Consider the following 16,945-nt stretch of genomic DNA (forward strand, 5'->3'; position numbering starts at 1 on the left):
TGAGATGGTTTATCTAAGTTACTAAGGATAGATGGCTTGACAAAGTGTTCCCGCCTTCCTTGAAGAAGCTGTTCTCTTCATCCAGTCGAGTTTAAGTTATCTATAAATCCAAGTTATGTGGCGCTGCATACGGACCCACTTTGCATGATACATTATAAAGTTATATAAGGGATCGAATTATGCTCAGGGGACACTCGAAATGCCAAATCTATCATCATGGGGCGAGCGGCTTAATATAGGCACCAATGGAGAACGCTACGAACTCCAGGTAACAGCCTTGAAGAATGGGACGTTTGTCGCTGTATGGTCGGAGTACGGCACAGATTTTGACATCAGAGCGCAGATCTTTATGGCCGATGGCACGGCTATAGGTCAGGACTTCCAAGTCAATACATCCGATGTGAAGTATGATGGATCGAATGCTCCTTCGACTCAACGCTTTCCGGATGTCAGTGCCCTCGCCGACGGCGGCTTCGCTGTAGCCTGGGTCGATTATACAGGCGGCGCGATGTCAGGCAAGGACATCAGGGCGCGGGCTTTCAATGCGGACGGAACAGGCAGAGGCGACGATTTCATCGCAAGCAAGGCATTTATCGGGGACCAGACTTCGCCTCATATAACCTCCTATGGGAACGGGGGCGGTTTTATCGTCTCGTCTAGGGGTTTTGGACTCGACCAAACTATAGGTGTTAGCAACACGGTATTTGACGCAGCAGGAAACTCTACTGAGTTCTGGCTGGCCGGCAATTTCGAATCCCACTCGGCTTCCGCCATCATTGATTCCCCTCCAGGTGCTCGATACGCCGGCATGTTCATCTCAGCAGTCCTTGATGCTGATAAGCGGGAGATTAAAGTAAACGCGATTTCCAACAACGGCAGCGCAGATGGTTGGACCATCGGAACAGAGAACAAGCCGAGTGGCGTATATGTAACCGCTCTTTCAGGAGGGCGCTTCATCATTACATGGAAGCAAACGTAAGGCTCCAGCCCCTTCAGGGAGGTGGTCAAGGCCATCATCTATGGGGCAGACGGCAATGCTGGCCCAGTATTAGATCTCGCCACAGGCACTTCCCCTGAATATAAAATTGAGAATTCCGTCGTTGCAGCGCTTCCTGACGGCGGCTTCGCTTTGGCCTATTTAGAAGGCGGGGACATTAGGGCTCAATCCTATAGTGCGAATGGCACCATCAACGGCAATCACGTTGTCATTGATGCAAACATTCCCTACGATGTGAAGAACCCGCCCCTACCTCCCACAATCACGACTCTGGCCGATGGACGTTTTATAGTTGGTTGGGGGACTATTGGGCAGGGTGCTGCACCACTTGTTCAGGCGCAAATCTTCGACGGCCGCTTTACGCCTGTGGTGGTGAACGGGACCTCGGGCGACGATCACTACATCGGGTCCAACCAATCCGGCGATATTCTGCGCGGAGAAGGCGGGAACGATTTCCTCCGGGGTGAGGGCGGCGACGACATTCTCAATGGCGGAACAGGAGCGGACCGCCTCGATGGCGGCGAGGGCAACGACATCGTCTCCTACTATGTCGAAGGCAGCACAATTGGGATCATCGCCAGCCTGACCAGCGCGATCGATGGCGACACCTACATCAGCATCGAGGGGCTCCGGGGCGGCCTCGGCAACGACAGCCTCACCGGCAGCGATGGCAACAACACCCTGCAGGGCGGGCAAGGTCACGATACGCTCGTGGGCGCCGGCGGCGAGGATACCCTCGTCGGCGAGGGCGGCAACGATGTCCTCTATGCCGGCGCCGGCAAGGACAGCCTGTGGGGCGACAATCAGGATGGCAGTGTTGCGAGTGGCTGGAACAAGGTCAGCTATGAGAATGCCACGGGAGGCATCCGCCTCGACCGAACAGAAGCTAACGGGTCGAAGAACAAAGGCTGGGCCGAGAACGACGTCTATTCCCACATCAATGCCTTTGACGGAACCAAGTTCGCTGACGCCATGATCGGCGCCGGAGGCACCGACGAGTTCTATGCCGGAAACGGCAACGATAGCCTGGAAGGCGGCACCGACAATGACTTCCTCTTCGGCGAGGCGGGCAACGATGTGCTGACGGGTGGGGCCGGCAACGACGTCCTTGACGGTGGCACAGGCATCAACACGGCCATCTTCTCCGGCAATAGTGGGCAGTATACGATTGGTCCCAAAGCCGCCGACGGCGGCATCACGGTCACAGGCCTCGACGGCACCGACGTGGTCAGGAATGTGCGCCTGCTCCAGTTTGGCGACAAGGTGGTGGCCCTGAGCAATGCCGCTCCCACCGGCCTGTCCCTGTCGAAGGCCAGCACGGTGGAGAATGCGACGATCGGTGTTGTGGTCGGAGACCTTGCGGCCAAAGATACCGATGGCGACGCGATCCGATACAGCCTGGCGGCCGGCTCGAGTTCGGTCTTTGCCATCCGCGGCAACAGCCTGGTGGTGGCAGGCCCGCTCGACTTCGAGACCCAGCCCAGCCATCAGGTGACGATCCTGGCCAAGGACGATTTCGGCGGCAGCACCAGCCTGACGGTGACCCTCACCGTCGGCAACGCCATGGACACGACGCCGTTCACCATCCGCGGCACGGCCCAAGCGGACGTGCTCAGCGGCGAGAATGGCAACGACACAATCTACGGCAGCGGTGGCAAGGATGTGCTCACCGGCCATGGTGGCAAGGACGTGTTCGTGTTCGACACACGACTAAACAAGCGCACGAATGTCGATCAGGTGACGGACTTCCGTTACCAGGACGACAGCTTCTACCTGGACAACAAGGTGTTCACCAAGCTGGGGTCAGGCACGTTCTCCAAGCCGAAGAAGTTCAAGAGCGATATGTTTGTGCAGAACAGCAAGGCCAAGGATGCGGAGGACCGCATCGTCTACGACAAGAAGACGGGCAAGCTGTACTACGATGAGGACGGCACCGGATCGAAGGCGCAGATCCAGATCGCCACGCTCACTAACAAGAGCAAGCTTACTTACCAGGACTTCTTCGTCATCTGAGTTCGATCTTGTAGAGTAGCGCCTGGAGCACAAAGAAAAGGCCCGGAAAATATCCCAGGCCTTTTTATGTTCAGAGAACGAAATCGACAGCTGAGAGCTGCGCCTTCAAAACTTTCTCGAGTCTGATGTAGTGGCTCGTCCCGGAGAGAAAGACGACGGAATAGTCTGTTCTGTCGGCGATGTTCAGATCCGCGAAAGAACCGAGGCGCCAGGCGCGCAGATCGATCTGATCCTCTCCCGGGCGGAAATACTGGATCGTGTCCCTGCCGGAGGAAAGGTCGAAGGCGAAGAGGTCACGGCCGCCGCCTCCGTCCAGGGTGTCGTTCCCGCTGCCGCCGTTCAGATAATCCGCCCCGGTGCCGCCATAGGAGGAATCGCCAATCAGGCGATCGTTGCCGGAGCCGCCGAACAGGGTGTCGTTGCCATAGGTGACAGAGGCGCTCGTGACCTCCGCGTCTCCGTAAAGGATGTCATTGCCCGAGCTGCCGTTCAGATAATCGTCTCCACCCCGGCTCTGATCGTTCAGGGACACGGCATCGCCATAGAGCGTGTCCTTGCCTGTGCTTCCGTAAAGCGAGTCGTTTCCACCTGCCGAGGCGCCGAACATGCTGTAGGCATCGCCATAAAGGAGGTTGTTGCCGCTCTCGCCAGCCAGGTAGTCGGCACCACCGATCGCATAATCGGACATCGTGTAGGCATCGCCATAGAGACGGTCGTTGCTGGAGCCGCCATAGAGCTTGTCGCCGCCGCCGACGGCGAACTCGCGCATGGAATAACCATCGCCATAGAGAGCGTCTTCCGAGCTGCCGCCCTTGAGGATGTCGGCGCCACCTGTCGCAGAGTTGATGAGCGAGCGTCCGTCGCCGTAGAGAATGTCCGCTCCGCTGTCGCCGCTCAGCGTATCCGCTCCACCGATGGCGCGCGCGGCCATGCTGTAGGAATCGCCATAGAGCCTATCGTCGTTGTTGCCTCCGGACAGGAGATCCGCGCCGCCCCTGGCTGAACCGGTCAGCTTGTGGGCATCGCCATAAAGCGAGTCGTTGTCGCCTTCTCCATAGAGGCTGTCGGAGCCCCCGAGGGCATTGGACGACATGGTATAGGCATCGCCGAAAAGCAGGTCGTTGTCGTAGCCGCCATACAGCTTGTCGGCGCCGCCCCTGGCCGAGCCTGACATGGTGCGGGCGTCGCCGTAGAGCTTGTCATAGCCGTACTCACCCCAGATCCTGTCCGATCCACCCCTGGCCGAGTAGCTCATGGAATAGGCATCGCCGATCACCGTATCGCCATCCGCCCCGGCCCAGAGCGTATCGGCACCGCCGCGCGCGGTCAGCCTCAGTGTTCTTGCATCGCCGTAAAGATAATCCGCTCCGCTGTAGCCGTGGATCGAATCTCCTCCCGTAGTACCTGAGCTGCGAGTGCCGCTGCTATCGCCGTAGATGGTGTCGGAAGTGCCGCTGCCTTCGAGAAAGTTTCTGCCCAATGAGCCGATTTTACGAGCCATTCTTATTGCACCTGATTCTTACTGCTTCGCTGAGGGGCGTACCTTATTTGCTTGTTACAAAGTTTCCATAGCATCCCGCTGCGTCATATAGACATAGGTTCTTAGAATCATATGACGGACCGCTGCGCATGCGGGCTTGATGTTTCCAATGAGGGATGCTTAGCCAGCAGAGACGATCCCCCGGCACGAGGATATGATGAACCGCTCCTCCCCCTCTCTCGATACGCTTTTCACCTGGATCCGGACTGAGAGCCCGACCTCCGACCGGGCCGGCGTCAATCTGATGATGGACCTCGTGGTCGCGCAGATGCAGGACGTGCCGGTAGCGGTCGAGCGTATTCCGGGCACGGACGGCTTGGGTGACGTGCTGGTGCTGCGGGCCGGCCCCCAGACAGCGGAGCCCGGCATCCTGGTGATGTCGCATCTCGACACGGTCCACCCGGTCGGCACCATCGAGAGCGACCTGCCGCTGCGGATCGAGGGCGATCGGCTTTACGGGCCTGGCATCTACGACATGAAGGGCGGCGCCTGGTTCTGCCTCGAGGCGTTCAAGGACGTGGCGCGCCGGGGCACGGCAGCGCGGCCGATCACCTTCCTGGTGACGCCGGACGAGGAGATCGGCTCGCCGATCACCCGGCCGATGATCGAGGATCTCGGTCGCCGCTCGGCTTACGCCCTCGTGACCGAACCCGCCCGCGATGGCGGCCAGATCGTCACCGCGCGCAAAGGGGTAGGGCGCTTCGACGTGCATGTGGAGGGGCGGCCTGCCCATGCAGGCTCGCGCCATAAGGACGGCCGCAACGCCATCTACGAGGCGGCGCGCCAGATCCTCGCCGTCGAGGCCATGACGGATTACGCGCGTGGCATCACCACGACGGTCGGCATGGTGTCTGGCGGCACGGCCGTGAACACCATTCCGCAGCATTGCCGTTTTCCGGTGGACCTGCGGGTCGAGACGGTCGCCGATGGCGAGGCCGTGACGGCAGCGCTCCTCGGGCTGAAGCCTCAAAATCCCGATTTCAGGGTCTCCGTCACCGGCGGCATGAACCGGCCGCCCTATGAGCGCAGCGAGGCGACTTCCAAACTCTTCGACCACGCCAAGTCGCTCGCGGCCGAAATCGGCTTCGACCTCGTCTCCGCGCCCCGCGCCGGCGGCGGCTCCGACGGCAACTTCACGGCGGCGCTCGGCATCCCGACCCTCGACGGCCTCGGCATCGACGGCGATGGCGCTCACACCCTCCAGGAATACGGCCTGATCTCCTCCATCGCACCGCGCCAGAAGCTCATGACGCGCCTGCTGGAGACCCTGCGCTGACGAACGACGTCCGCGGCTAGGCCGCCCAGCCGCGGATCAGCGCCAGCACGCCGTCGATGATGAACTGCACGGCGAGTCCCGCCAGGATCACGCCCAACAGCCGGGTCAGGACCACGTTGCCCGTGACACCGAGCCACCGGGAGACCCGGTCGGCGGCGGAGAACACCACGAGGCAGATCAGGATGCCTAACGCAATCAGGATGAGCAGGGCCGAGAGATAGGCGATGTTGCCGTCGGCGCGGCCCGCGAGCAGGATCACGGCCGTAATGGCTCCAGGCCCGGCCATGAGCGGAATGGCGAGCGGGAAGGCCGCGACATTGCGGATATGATCCTCGGTGATGGCGATGTCGGCCGTGTGCTGCTTGCGCTCGTTGCGGCGCTCGAACACCATCTCGAAGGCGATCCAGAACAGCAGCAGGCCGCCGGAGATGCGGAAGGCCGGAATGCCGACGCCAAGGAGGCGCAGCAGAACCTCGCCCCCGAGGCCGAAGAAGGCCAGAATGCCGAAGGCGATCAGGCTCGCCCGCACGGCCACCCGGCGCCGCTCCGCTGCGTTCATCCCCCGGGTCAGCGAGACGAAGATCGGCGCAAGGGCCGGCGGGTCGAGGGTGACGAGCATGGTCACCAGGGCGGCGGAGATGTAGTCGAGGAGCATCGGCTGGACCTTCCTTCAAGCTTTGCGTTATGGCGTTGCCAGGGATGTTTGGCGAGGGGGCGGGGCGCGATGTTCACGGTTTTGGATCGGATCAGCTGGCCGGGGCATTCGGACAAGCCCAACGAGGACATCTGTGGCCTCTCGGGCGATTGGGCCTGGGTGATCGACACCTCGATCTTTCCCGGCACCTCACCCGTCATGCACGAGGCAAGCGATGCCGCTTGGCTTGCGAAATTCGCCGACGAGCGGCTCTCAAACCTTGCGCCTCACGCCGACGACGGCCCGCCCCTGATCCGTCACGTCATGGAGGAGGCCCGTACGGCCTACCGGGCCGTCGCGCCCGCAGACCGGCATGAGGATTTCGTCACCTGGCCGCTCGGAGCCATGACTCTGGTCCACCGCAGGGACAATGTGCTCGATGCCTGGACCTTCGGCGACACCACGGCCTATGTGCGACAGCCGGACGGCACAGTCCGGGTGCTGGGGGATGCTCCAGGCCTGAGGGAGGCGGAAGCCGCCATGGCCGCCGATTTGATGCGGCAGGCAGGCTCCAGGCCCACGGCCATCCTCGCAGAACCCGTCTTCCTCGCTTGGCTCGGAGGTCGCCGCGAGCGCCAGCGCAGGAGCGGCATCCCGCCGGCCCTCCTGAGCCTCAACCCGGATGCTGCCGACCGGCTGCGATGCGAGACGGCCCCCTGCGAGGACGGCACAGCGATCCTCCTCGCCTCGGATGGGTTCTCGGTTCTGGTCGACCTTTATCGTGCGATGGATGCCGAGGCGCTCATGGAGGCGGCGGTCGCTTCCGGTCTTGGACCCCTGGCGAGGCTGGCGCGAGAAATCGAGACCGAGCGCGATGCGGACGGAACGCTCTATCCCCGCTTCAAGCTGAGCGACGACACAACGGCGATTTTGCTGAGGGCCTAGCTCGACCCCACCCATTTTGGCCGGCCGTGATGAGCGGGTGTCATCCTGGCGCACGAATGCGCGGGGAGGGAATCTATTTGCTTGCGAGGTGCTATGGATTCCCTTCCTCTCCGCTGACGCTCCAGCTGGGAGTGACACCCACACCGCCTCGTCCCTCTTCCGCGGCGTGATACCTACATCGTCATCCCCGGACCTGTTCCGGGGATCCACGTTGTGTGTCTCTCCGCCCTCATCCTGAGGAGGTCGCGGAGCGACCGTCTCGAAGGAGGTTCCAGAGAGCACTGGAGCCTCCTTCGAGATGCAGACTGCGTCTGCTCCTCAGGATGAGGATTGAGGTTGCTTGAGCGGGTGCAGGACGTGGATGGCCGGGACGAGCCCGGCCATGACGGAGGGGATGTTTGTTCCTACTTTGTTCTTGACTTTGGTCCTAAGCTGAGCTATAAGGTTGCTTAGATCTGTTCCTGAGAGGGGCGCGCTCGCGAGGCGTCGCAGTGTGGGAGCAGGCACGGTCCCGCCGCAGGGCTCGCAAACCTGTGATCGCGGGTGGCCGATCCTGGCATGCCTCCAGGTCCGCTGAAACAAACCGTGCGTGACGAGCAGTCTGGCTCTCACATTCACCACACATCATCGAGCCGGGCTGCCCGTTGCGCCACCCTCGATCAACCTTCAGGCTCGCAGCTCACGCTGCAGGCCCACAGGTGCTGGCTCTTTGACACCCTGTCACCCGCATCATCCCGGACGGCATAGCCGATCCGGGATCGCAAGACGAATGAAGCACCATCATCCCGGGGTTGCGCAGCAGAGCCCGGGATCCATAACCGCCGACGAGGCAGAACGAGGCGCAACACTTCCCGCTCTCCTTGAGACGTTGGCCATTATGGATCTCCGCCTGCGCGGGGATGACAGCATGCAGGTTCCGGCGCTACCTCCTGCACACGATCCCGGATCAACTCCGACGTACGGGATGACGGTTCGTGAAACAGCAGAGTTCAATTAAATCAGACGTTTAGGGGGAGCCTTTGAGGCCGTTTCTCGGCCGGTCCTCAGCCCTGCGAAATCGCCACAGGCGCGTGCCAGCTCACCGCGGCGCTTCATCCGTCAATAAGTTGCTGAAACGTAAACGGATTTCGCTCCTGTCCTTGCCTCTGGAAAACCCGTCAAAAAGCTTGAAAAACGTGGCATTCTCCCCCATGTAAGAGCCTGATTTCAATTGGATTCGCGGGCCTGCCGGACGGCTTGACGAAGCGGCACCATAAGCCGCCTCTCGCGAAAGGGCAGACCGTTTTAAGAAAGACCAACCTTGACCGATCCGAACGATATCCGCTCCGGCGGCCCCGGCGGGGACCAGCCGGCCAGCGACATCAAGCTCATTTCCATCGTCGACGAGATGAAGCGCTCCTATCTCGATTACGCCATGAGCGTGATCGTGAGCCGCGCTCTGCCCGATGCGCGCGACGGCCTCAAGCCCGTGCACCGGCGCATCCTCTATTCGATGCATGAGAACGGCTATACGCCCGACAAGAAATATGTGAAATCCGCCCGCATCGTCGGCGACGTGATGGGTCAATACCATCCGCACGGCGACAGCGCGATCTATGACGCCTTGGTGCGCATGGCGCAGGACTTCTCGCTCCGCCTCATGCTTGTGGATGGGCAGGGCAATTTCGGCTCCGTGGACGGCGATCCGCCGGCGGCCATGCGCTACACCGAGTCCCGTCTCGCCAAGGCGGCGATGCCGCTTCTCGACGACATCGATAAGGACACGGTCGATTTCACCCCCAATTACGACGAGTCCAAGGACGAGCCGTCGGTTCTGCCGGCGCGCTTCCCGAACCTGCTCGTCAACGGCGCCGGCGGCATCGCGGTCGGCATGGCCACCAACATGCCTCCCCACAATCTGGGTGAGGTGATCGACGGCTGCCTGGCGTTCATCGACAATCCCGGCATCTCCGCCGAAGAACTGATCGAGATCATTCCCGGTCCGGACTTCCCGACCGGCGCCTTGATCCTCGGCCGCTCCGGCGCCAAGTCCGCCTACACGACGGGCCGCGGCTCCGTCATCATGCGGGCGAAGTCAGAGATCGAGGAGGTCCGCAAGGACCGCGAGGCGATCATCTTCACCGAGATCCCATATCAGGTGAACAAGGCCTCGCTGATCGAGAAGATCGCCGAGCTGGTGCGCGAGAAGAAGATCGAGGGCATCTCGGATCTTCGCGACGAATCCGACCGCGACGGCATGCGCATCGTGATCGAGATCAAGCGCGACGCCATGGCCGACGTGGTGCTCAACCAGCTCTACCGCTACACGCCGCTGCAGACGAGCTTCGGCTGCAACATGGTGGCGCTCAACGGCGGCCGTCCCGAGCTGATGACGCTCAAGGACCTGATCCAGGCCTTCGTCGACTTCCGCGAGGAGGTCGTGTCCCGCCGGACCAAGTTCCTGCTCAACAAGGCCCGTGAGCGCGCCCACGTGCTGTGCGGCCTTGCCATCGCGGTGGCCAATATCGACGAGGTGATCCGCCTCATCCGCACTTCGCCCGATCCGAATACGGCCCGCGAAGCGCTCATGGGCCGCGACTGGCCGGCGCACGACATCGCGCCGCTGATCGCGCTCGTGGACGATCCGCGCCACCGCATCAACGACGACGGCACCTACCGTCTCTCCGAGACGCAGGCCCGCGCCATCCTCGACCTGCGCCTGCAGCGCCTCACGGCTCTTGGCCGGGACGAGATCGGCGACGAGCTGTCGAAGCTTGCGGCCGAAATCTCTGACTACCTTGAGATCCTGCGCTCGCGCGAGCGCATCATGGGCATCATCAAGGGTGAGCTCGCGGAGGTGCGCAACACCTTCGCGACGCCGCGCAAGACGCAGATCGTGGATTGGGATTCCGATCTCGACGACGAGGACCTGATCGCCCGCGAGGACATGGTCGTGACCGTGTCCCATGCCGGCTACATCAAGCGCGTGCCGCTCTCGACCTACCGGGCGCAGCGCCGCGGCGGCAAGGGCCGCTCCGCCATGACGACGCGCGACGAAGACTTCGTCACCCGCCTGTTCGTGGCCAATACCCACACGCCGGTGATCTTCTTCTCGTCCGAGGGCCAGGCCTACAAGGAGAAGGTGTGGCGCCTGCCGCTGGCGGCTCCCAACGCCAAGGGCAAGGCCCTGGTGAACATGCTGCCCATCAAGCAGGGCGAGCGCATCACCACCATCATGCCGCTGCCCGAGGACGAAGCGTCCTGGGACAAGCTGGACGTGATGTTCGCGACCTCCCGCGGCACGGTTCGCCGCAACAAGCTGTCGGACTTCGTTCAGGTTAATCGCGGCGGCAAGATCGCCATGAAGCTTGATGAGGGCGAGCACATCGTCGACGTGCAGATCTGCTCGGAGAACGACGACGTGCTGCTCACCACGGCGAAAGGCCAGTGCATTCGCTTCCCGGTCACGGACGTGCGCGTGTTCAAGGGGCGCGACTCGATGGGCGTGCGCGGCATCAACCTGGCCCAGGGCGACGACATCATCTCGATGGCGATCCTGCGCCACGTGGAGGCGACCGGCGAGGAACGCGCGGCCTATCTTAAGATGCGCCGCGCGGTCACCGGCGAGCAGATGGGCTCGGATGCCGACGCTTCAGATGAGGCAGAGGAGGCTTCAGCCGAGAACGTCTCGCTCTCGCAGGAGCGCTACGCCGAGATGAGCGCACAGGAGCAGTGCATTCTGACGCTCTCCGAGAAGGGCTATGGCAAGCGCACTCTGTCCTACGAGTACCGCATCACGGGGCGCGGCGGCAAAGGCATCACGGCCATGGCGGTCAACAGCCGCAATGGCAAGCTGGTGGCTTCCTTCCCGGTCGAGAGCTCCGATCAGATCATGCTCGTCACCGATGGTGGTCAGCTGATCCGCGTGCCCGTGGAAGGCATCCGCGTCGTCGGCCGCAACTCGCAGGGCGTCACCGTCTTCTCGACCAAGGACAAAGAAAAGGTCGTTTCCGTCGAGCACGTCGAGGGTGAGGAAGACGAGAACGGCGAGAGCGTCGATGACGCTGCGACCGAAGGCGGCGCGGCTGCGGAAGAGTAAGAGCTCCCGGTCGATCAAAGAAACACAACCCGCCGGTGTGAGCCGGCGGGTTTTTTATGAGCTTCGCTTTTTCAGTGTTATTCCGGGCCACGCGGCGGAGCCTGGAATGACAGCACGAGCAATCAGCCTGATGCCGCAAGCTTAGCCGAGGCTCGCCAGAGCCGCCGGGCTCAGCACGGCGATGGCGGTGGCGAAGACGATGCAGAGACGGAAGACCATGGTGGCGCTCCTGAGACCTTGACTTTAGGTTAGCCGGAATATTCCATGCTTCCCTTCAGGCCGCGGTGTGCCAACGCACGGCTTGCCGGGCGGCTCCAATCCGGCTACGCCTTGGCCTCATGACACGCACCGCCCTCTATACCGGCAGCTTCGACCCCGTCACCAACGGGCACCTGGACGTCCTGCGTCAGGCCTGCAGCGTGGCGGACAGGATCGTGATCGCCATCGGGGTCCATTCCTCGAAGGCGCCGGTCTTTCCGGCCGAGGAACGGGCCGACATGCTGCGTGAGGTTTGCGGGCCGATGCTGCAGGCGAGGGGCGTTGCCCTCGATGTGGTGACGTTCAACGACCTCGCCGTCGATGCCGCCCGGCGCCATGGCGCGGGCCTGATCGTGCGTGGCCTGCGCGACGGCACGGATTTCGACTACGAGATCCAGATGGCCTCCATGAACGCCACCATGGCGCCGGAAGTCCAGACTCTCTTCTTACCGGCATCTCCTGCCGTGCGCCCCATCACCGCCACGCTTGTGCGGCAGATCGCCGGCATGGGTGGCGATGTCTCGGCCTTCGTGCCGGGGCTTGTCGCCGAGCGCCTGAAAGCCAAATTCAGGCGGCCATAGAGTTCATCATCCAAAAGGGAGATATCCATCCATGAAGCGTTTGCTCGCATCCGGAGCACTCGTGCTCGCCGGCCTCGTGCCAGTCGCCGCCCAGCAGGCCGCCGACCCGCAGAACACGGTCCTCCTCGACACCAAGGACGGACGCATCACCATCCGCCTGCGCCCGGATCTGGCTCCCAAGCACGTGGAGCAGATCAAGGCCCTGACCAAGCGCGGCTTCTACGATGGCGTCGTCTTCCACCGGGTGATCGATGGCTTCATGGCCCAGACCGGCGATCCGACCGGCACCGGCACCGGCAAGTCGGAGCTGCCCAACATACCGGCCGAGTTCACCAAGACCCAGTACAAGCGCGGTTCGGTCGGCATGGCCCGGTCCCAAAGCCCGGATTCGGCCAACAGCCAGTTCTTCATCTGCTACGACGGCTGCGGTCCGCTCACCGGCCAGTACACCCTTTTCGGTGAAGTCGTTTCCGGCATGGACGTGGTCGACAAGATCAAAAAGGGCGATTCCGCCGCCAACGGTATGGTCCGCAGCCCCGACAAGATCGTGAAGATGCAGATCGCCGCCGACGCGAAATGATGCGTGTCTTGCGGTCATACGGAACGTCGCTCGCCGTATTTCTCCTGGGCCTGAATCCGGCAATGCCGGCCCTTGCCCAGGGGTTGTTCGGCGATCCCGACGAGCGGCGCGAGCCTCCTCCGTCCCTGCCGCAGAGCTTCAGTGGCATCATCCGTCCGCCGAGCGGCGAGGAGATTCCGAAGGAGGTCAACACCCTCAACGACATCGTGCGCGCGATGCAGGCCTGCTGGCGTCCGACCGGCATCCGCTATTCCGGCCAGTCGGTGACAATCCGCATCAGCTTCAAGCGGAACGGCGAGGTGCTCGGCAAGCCCATGATCACCCACTACCGGGAGGGGGAGCCGGACGCAGCGAACCGGGACGCCTTCACGCAGGCCGTGCGGGAGGCCCTGGTGCGCTGCTCGCCCATGCCGTTCACGGACAGGCTCGGGGCGGCGGTGGCCGGTCGTCCGTTCACCTTCCGCTTCGTCGACTCCCCGGCCACAGACAAATCACAGAACCTTTGACGCAAGGGGCGGCACCGAAGGTCCATATCACCGAGCAGCGGGCCTGACTTTTGGCCCGCTGCTCTAGTGACCGGCGACCGCATCCCCTAAATACAAGCCATTCCAAGGAGAATCACATGGCAGATCCAGAAAACACCCTCATCATGGAAACCACCAAGGGCCGCGTGGTCATCGAACTGCGCCCCGACCTCGCTCCGGGCCATGTGGAGCGCATCAAGACCTTGGCTCGCAAGGGCTTCTATGACGGCGTCGTCTTCCACCGGGTGATCGATGGCTTCATGGCCCAGACGGGCGATCCGACCGGCACCGGCAGCGGCGGCTCCGACCTGCCGGACCTGAAGGCCGAGTTCAACTCGGAGCCGCATGTGCGCGGCACCTGCTCCATGGCGCGCACGAATGCCCCGCATTCGGCCAATTCGCAGTTCTTCATCTGCTTCGACGATGCCCGCTTCCTCGACAAGCAGTACACCGTCTGGGGCAAGGTGACCGAAGGCATGGACAACGTGGACAAGATCAAGCGCGGCGAGCCCGTGCGCGATCCGGACAGCATTGTCTCCATGAAGGTTGCGGCGGACGCGGCTTAAAACAATCAGGTGTCATCCCGGGGCCGCATCGCGGAACCCGGGATTGCTCGCCATATGTGGCGCCATTCTCGTCACACGATCCCGGATCGCCTGCGGCGTCCGGGATGACACTCCAAAGTAACCATGCGCGTCGACCTCTTCGATTTCGACCTTCCTGAAACCAGCATCGCGCTTCGCCCGGTGGAGCCGCGCGATGCTGCGCGCATGCTCGTTGTCCGCCCCAAAGCCGGGCTCGAGGACCGCATCGCCCGCGACCTGCCGGACCTCCTGCAGCCGGGCGATGTGCTGGTGCTCAACGACACCAAGGTCATCCCGTCGAGGCTCTATGGCCTGCGCGTGCGCCAGGAGACGGCTGCGCGCGTCGAGATCATGCTGCACAAGCGGGAAGGCGCCGACCGCTGGCGCGCCTTTGCTCGCCCGGCCAAGAAGCTCAATGTGGGCGATCGCATCCGCTTCGGTGAGGATACGGAGAGCACGGCCTGCGAGCTCGTGCGGCTCGATGCCGAGGTGGAGGAGAAAGGCCAAGGGGGCGATGTGGCTTTGCGCTTCTCTTTCGCCGGTGCGTACCTGGACGAGGCCATCGCCCGTCTCGGCGAGCTGCCTCTGCCGCCTTATATCGCGGGAAAACGCCCGACCGACGATCAGGATCGCGCCGACTACCAGACCGTCTATGCCAAGGATGAGGGCGCCGTTGCGGCTCCCACGGCCGGCCTGCATTTTACTGAAGATCTCTTCCGCCGCCTCGACGAGCGTGGCGTCAGCCGGCAATTCGTGACGCTCCATGTGGGTGCTGGCACCTTCCTGCCGGTGAAGGCGGAGGACACCGCCGAGCACCGGATGCACGCGGAGTGGGGCTCCGTCTCCGAGGAGACCGCGCGGGCGCTGAACGAGGCGCGAGCCAGGGGGGGGCGGATCGTGGCGGTCGGCACCACGTCCTTAAGGCTCTTGGAGAGCGCCGCCCGCGAGGACGGCACAATCGCGCCCTTCTCCGGCGACACCGCCATCTTCATCACGCCCGGCTACCGCTTCAAGGCGGTGGACGTGCTGATGACCAACTTCCATCTCCCGCGTTCGACCCTGTTCATGCTCGTCTCGGCCTTCGCGGGGCTCGATAGCATGAGGGCAGCCTATGCCCATGCTATTGAAACCGGCTATCGCTTCTACTCCTATGGCGATGCGAGTCTGCTGTTTCGGCGTTGATACCCATGTCATATCCGGCGCGAGGAACGCGCGGGAGGGTGACCTATTCTCAGGCAGGATTCTGAATGACCACCGAGACCTTCACCTTCAGCGTCAATAAGACCGACGGGGCGGCGCGCACCGGGGAGATCCGGATGCCCCGCGGCGTCATCCGCACGCCCGCCTTCATGCCGGTCGGCACGGCTGCGACCGTGAAGGCCATGTATCCCGATCAGGTGAAGGCGCTCGGGGCCGATGTGGTGCTCGGCAACACCTATCACCTCATGCTCCGCCCCGGCGCGGAGCGGGTGGCCCGGCTCGGCGGGCTGCATCAGTTCATGAACTGGCCCTATCCGATCCTCACGGATTCCGGTGGCTTCCAGGTCATGTCCCTTTCCGCCCTGCGCAAGATCGATGAGACCGGGGTTACCTTCCAGTCGCATATCGACGGCTCGACCCATGTGCTGACGCCCGAGCGCTCCATCGAGATCCAGGGCCTGCTCGGCTCCGACATCCAGATGCAGCTCGACGAATGCGTGAAGCTGCCGTGCTCGGACGAGGTGGCCGAGAAGGCCATGCGCCTGTCCCTGCGCTGGGCGGAGCGCTGCCGGGTGGCGTTTGGCGAGCAACCGGGCAAGGCCATGTTCGGCATCGTTCAAGGCGGAGCGGTGGAGCGGCTGCGCATCGAGAGCGCCAGAGAACTCGCGGCCCTGGATCTGAAGGGCTATGCCATCGGCGGTCTCGCCGTGGGTGAGCCGCAGGAGGTGATGCTGCGCATGATCGAGACGGTCGAGCCGCATATGCCGGGCGCCAAGCCTCGCTACCTCATGGGGGTCGGCACGCCGGACGATATCGTCGAGGCGGTGCGCCGCGGCGTCGACATGTTCGACTGCGTCATGCCCACCCGGGCCGGACGGCACGGTCAAGTATTCACCCGCCACGGACGGATGAACCTGCGCAATGCCCGCTTTGCCGAGGATACGAGCCCCCTCGATCCGGAATCGAAGTGCACAGCCTCCAATACCTATTCCCGGGCCTATCTCCACCATCTCGTGCGCTCAAACGAGATCCTGGGTATGATGCTGCTGACCTGGAACAACCTGGCCTATTATCAGGAACTGATGGCGGGTCTCCGCAAGGCCATTACCGATGGCCGTCTCGATAGCTATATCGGCGAAGTCAAGGAAGGCTGGGCCAAGGGCGAGCGGGACAGCAAGGCGGAAGTGGGACAGCACGCCAACAACATGGCCACGGCATCCGAAGGCTAAGCTTGCCCGGCAGAGGGGCGTTTCCGCGCGAAAGTGTGTCCGGGTAATGGCCATGGCAGGGGGCGGAGGCTGAGGAATAAGGCCCTGAGGCGGGGCTTTTCGATTGACCTCAGGCCCGAGACCCCCTATCTCGGGCTCACCCCTGGGAGCGCGTAGCTCAGCCGGTAGAGCATCTGACTTTTAATCAGAGGGTCCTGGGTTCGAGTCCCAGCGCGCTCACCACATCAAACCCTTAGCCGGCAAGGGTTTCGTGGATTTCCTGTCTCTGAGGGTCTGGGCCGACTTTTCTCTCGGGTAACGCCGCGGGTAACGGCAGACACAATTCGCGCAATTTCCGCCTCAGCAGCGCTGGACAGCAAAAGTGTCCGCAACTGCGCGATGAGCGGACCTTCACACGGCCAAGCTTAAGGGCTGATTTTGACCGATGCTGTTCTCTAATGGGTCAAGGGGCAACTCTCCAATCCTGAGCGGTTTTGCGATCCCAAAGGGTTTCTGCGTTCTCTACG

At 62.7% G+C, this 16,945-nt stretch carries 13 protein-coding genes and 1 tRNA gene; 12 read left to right on the forward strand and 2 right to left on the reverse strand.

Annotation, left to right across the window (positions count from 1 at the left end; translation table 11 throughout):
* Window positions 1–199: 199 nt before the first annotated feature.
* Complete coding sequence (locus JKL45_RS10060; protein ID WP_201860996.1) at window positions 200–979, forward strand: hypothetical protein; 780 nt, start codon at window positions 200–202, stop codon at window positions 977–979.
* A gap of 21 nt (window positions 980–1,000) precedes the next feature.
* On the forward strand, window positions 1,001–3,010 hold the full coding sequence (locus JKL45_RS10065) for a cadherin domain-containing protein (protein ID WP_201860997.1): 2,010 nt from the start codon (window positions 1,001–1,003) through the stop codon (window positions 3,008–3,010).
* A 70-nt stretch (window positions 3,011–3,080) separates the two neighbouring features.
* Here the strand turns inward: JKL45_RS10065 and JKL45_RS10070 are convergent, their stop codons facing one another.
* The gene (locus JKL45_RS10070) at window positions 3,081–4,511 is read right to left on the reverse strand and encodes a calcium-binding protein (protein WP_201860998.1); all 1,431 of its coding nucleotides are present in this window, start codon (window positions 4,509–4,511) and stop codon (window positions 3,081–3,083) included.
* 196 nt (window positions 4,512–4,707) lie between these two features.
* On the opposite strand from JKL45_RS10070, the gene JKL45_RS10075 reads away from it, so the two are divergent.
* Window positions 4,708–5,826, forward strand: coding sequence for a M20 family metallopeptidase (locus tag JKL45_RS10075; RefSeq protein WP_201860999.1), 1,119 nt, complete (start codon window positions 4,708–4,710; stop codon window positions 5,824–5,826).
* A 16-nt stretch (window positions 5,827–5,842) separates the two neighbouring features.
* Here JKL45_RS10075 and JKL45_RS10080 read toward each other — a convergent pair whose 3' ends face one another.
* A complete protein-coding gene (locus tag JKL45_RS10080) occupies window positions 5,843–6,481 on the reverse strand; it encodes a MarC family protein (RefSeq protein ID WP_201861000.1) in 639 nt (212 codons plus the stop codon).
* Between the two features lie 69 nt (window positions 6,482–6,550).
* Between JKL45_RS10080 and JKL45_RS10085 the strand changes: the two genes are divergently transcribed.
* From JKL45_RS10085 to JKL45_RS10125, 9 genes are all read left to right on the forward strand, one after another.
* Window positions 6,551–7,405 carry a protein phosphatase 2C domain-containing protein gene (locus tag JKL45_RS10085; RefSeq protein ID WP_201861001.1) on the forward strand — a complete coding sequence of 285 codons (855 nt, stop codon included), beginning with the start codon at window positions 6,551–6,553 and terminating at the stop codon, window positions 7,403–7,405.
* Window positions 7,406–8,792: 1,387 nt separating this feature from the next.
* The gene (gene gyrA, locus JKL45_RS10090; RefSeq protein WP_246498455.1) at window positions 8,793–11,483 is read left to right on the forward strand and encodes a DNA gyrase subunit A; all 2,691 of its coding nucleotides are present in this window, start codon (window positions 8,793–8,795) and stop codon (window positions 11,481–11,483) included.
* A gap of 338 nt (window positions 11,484–11,821) precedes the next feature.
* The gene (gene coaD, locus JKL45_RS10095; RefSeq protein WP_201861003.1) at window positions 11,822–12,322 is read left to right on the forward strand and encodes a pantetheine-phosphate adenylyltransferase; all 501 of its coding nucleotides are present in this window, start codon (window positions 11,822–11,824) and stop codon (window positions 12,320–12,322) included.
* Between the two features lie 31 nt (window positions 12,323–12,353).
* A complete protein-coding gene (locus JKL45_RS10100) occupies window positions 12,354–12,902 on the forward strand; it encodes a peptidylprolyl isomerase (protein ID WP_201861004.1) in 549 nt (182 codons plus the stop codon).
* Window positions 12,903–12,910: 8 nt separating this feature from the next.
* On the forward strand, window positions 12,911–13,408 hold the full coding sequence (locus JKL45_RS10105; RefSeq protein WP_201861005.1) for a UCP034077 family protein: 498 nt from the start codon (window positions 12,911–12,913) through the stop codon (window positions 13,406–13,408).
* 116 nt (window positions 13,409–13,524) lie between these two features.
* Window positions 13,525–13,992, forward strand: a complete 468-nt coding sequence (locus tag JKL45_RS10110; protein ID WP_201861006.1) for a peptidylprolyl isomerase — start codon at window positions 13,525–13,527, stop codon at window positions 13,990–13,992.
* A 123-nt stretch (window positions 13,993–14,115) separates the two neighbouring features.
* Window positions 14,116–15,192: a tRNA preQ1(34) S-adenosylmethionine ribosyltransferase-isomerase QueA gene (queA, locus tag JKL45_RS10115; RefSeq protein WP_201861007.1), complete on the forward strand. Its 1,077-nt coding sequence runs from the start codon at window positions 14,116–14,118 to the stop codon at window positions 15,190–15,192.
* A 65-nt stretch (window positions 15,193–15,257) separates the two neighbouring features.
* Entirely contained in the window at window positions 15,258–16,439 is a 1,182-nt protein-coding gene (tgt, locus tag JKL45_RS10120) for a tRNA guanosine(34) transglycosylase Tgt (RefSeq protein WP_201861008.1), read from the forward strand.
* Window positions 16,440–16,585: 146 nt separating this feature from the next.
* A tRNA-Lys gene (locus JKL45_RS10125) sits at window positions 16,586–16,661 on the forward strand.
* The last annotated feature ends 284 nt before the right edge of the window (window positions 16,662–16,945 follow it).

The sequence above is a fragment of the Microvirga soli genome (assembly GCF_016734765.1).
GTDB classification, from domain to species: Bacteria; Pseudomonadota; Alphaproteobacteria; order Rhizobiales; family Beijerinckiaceae; genus Microvirga; species Microvirga soli.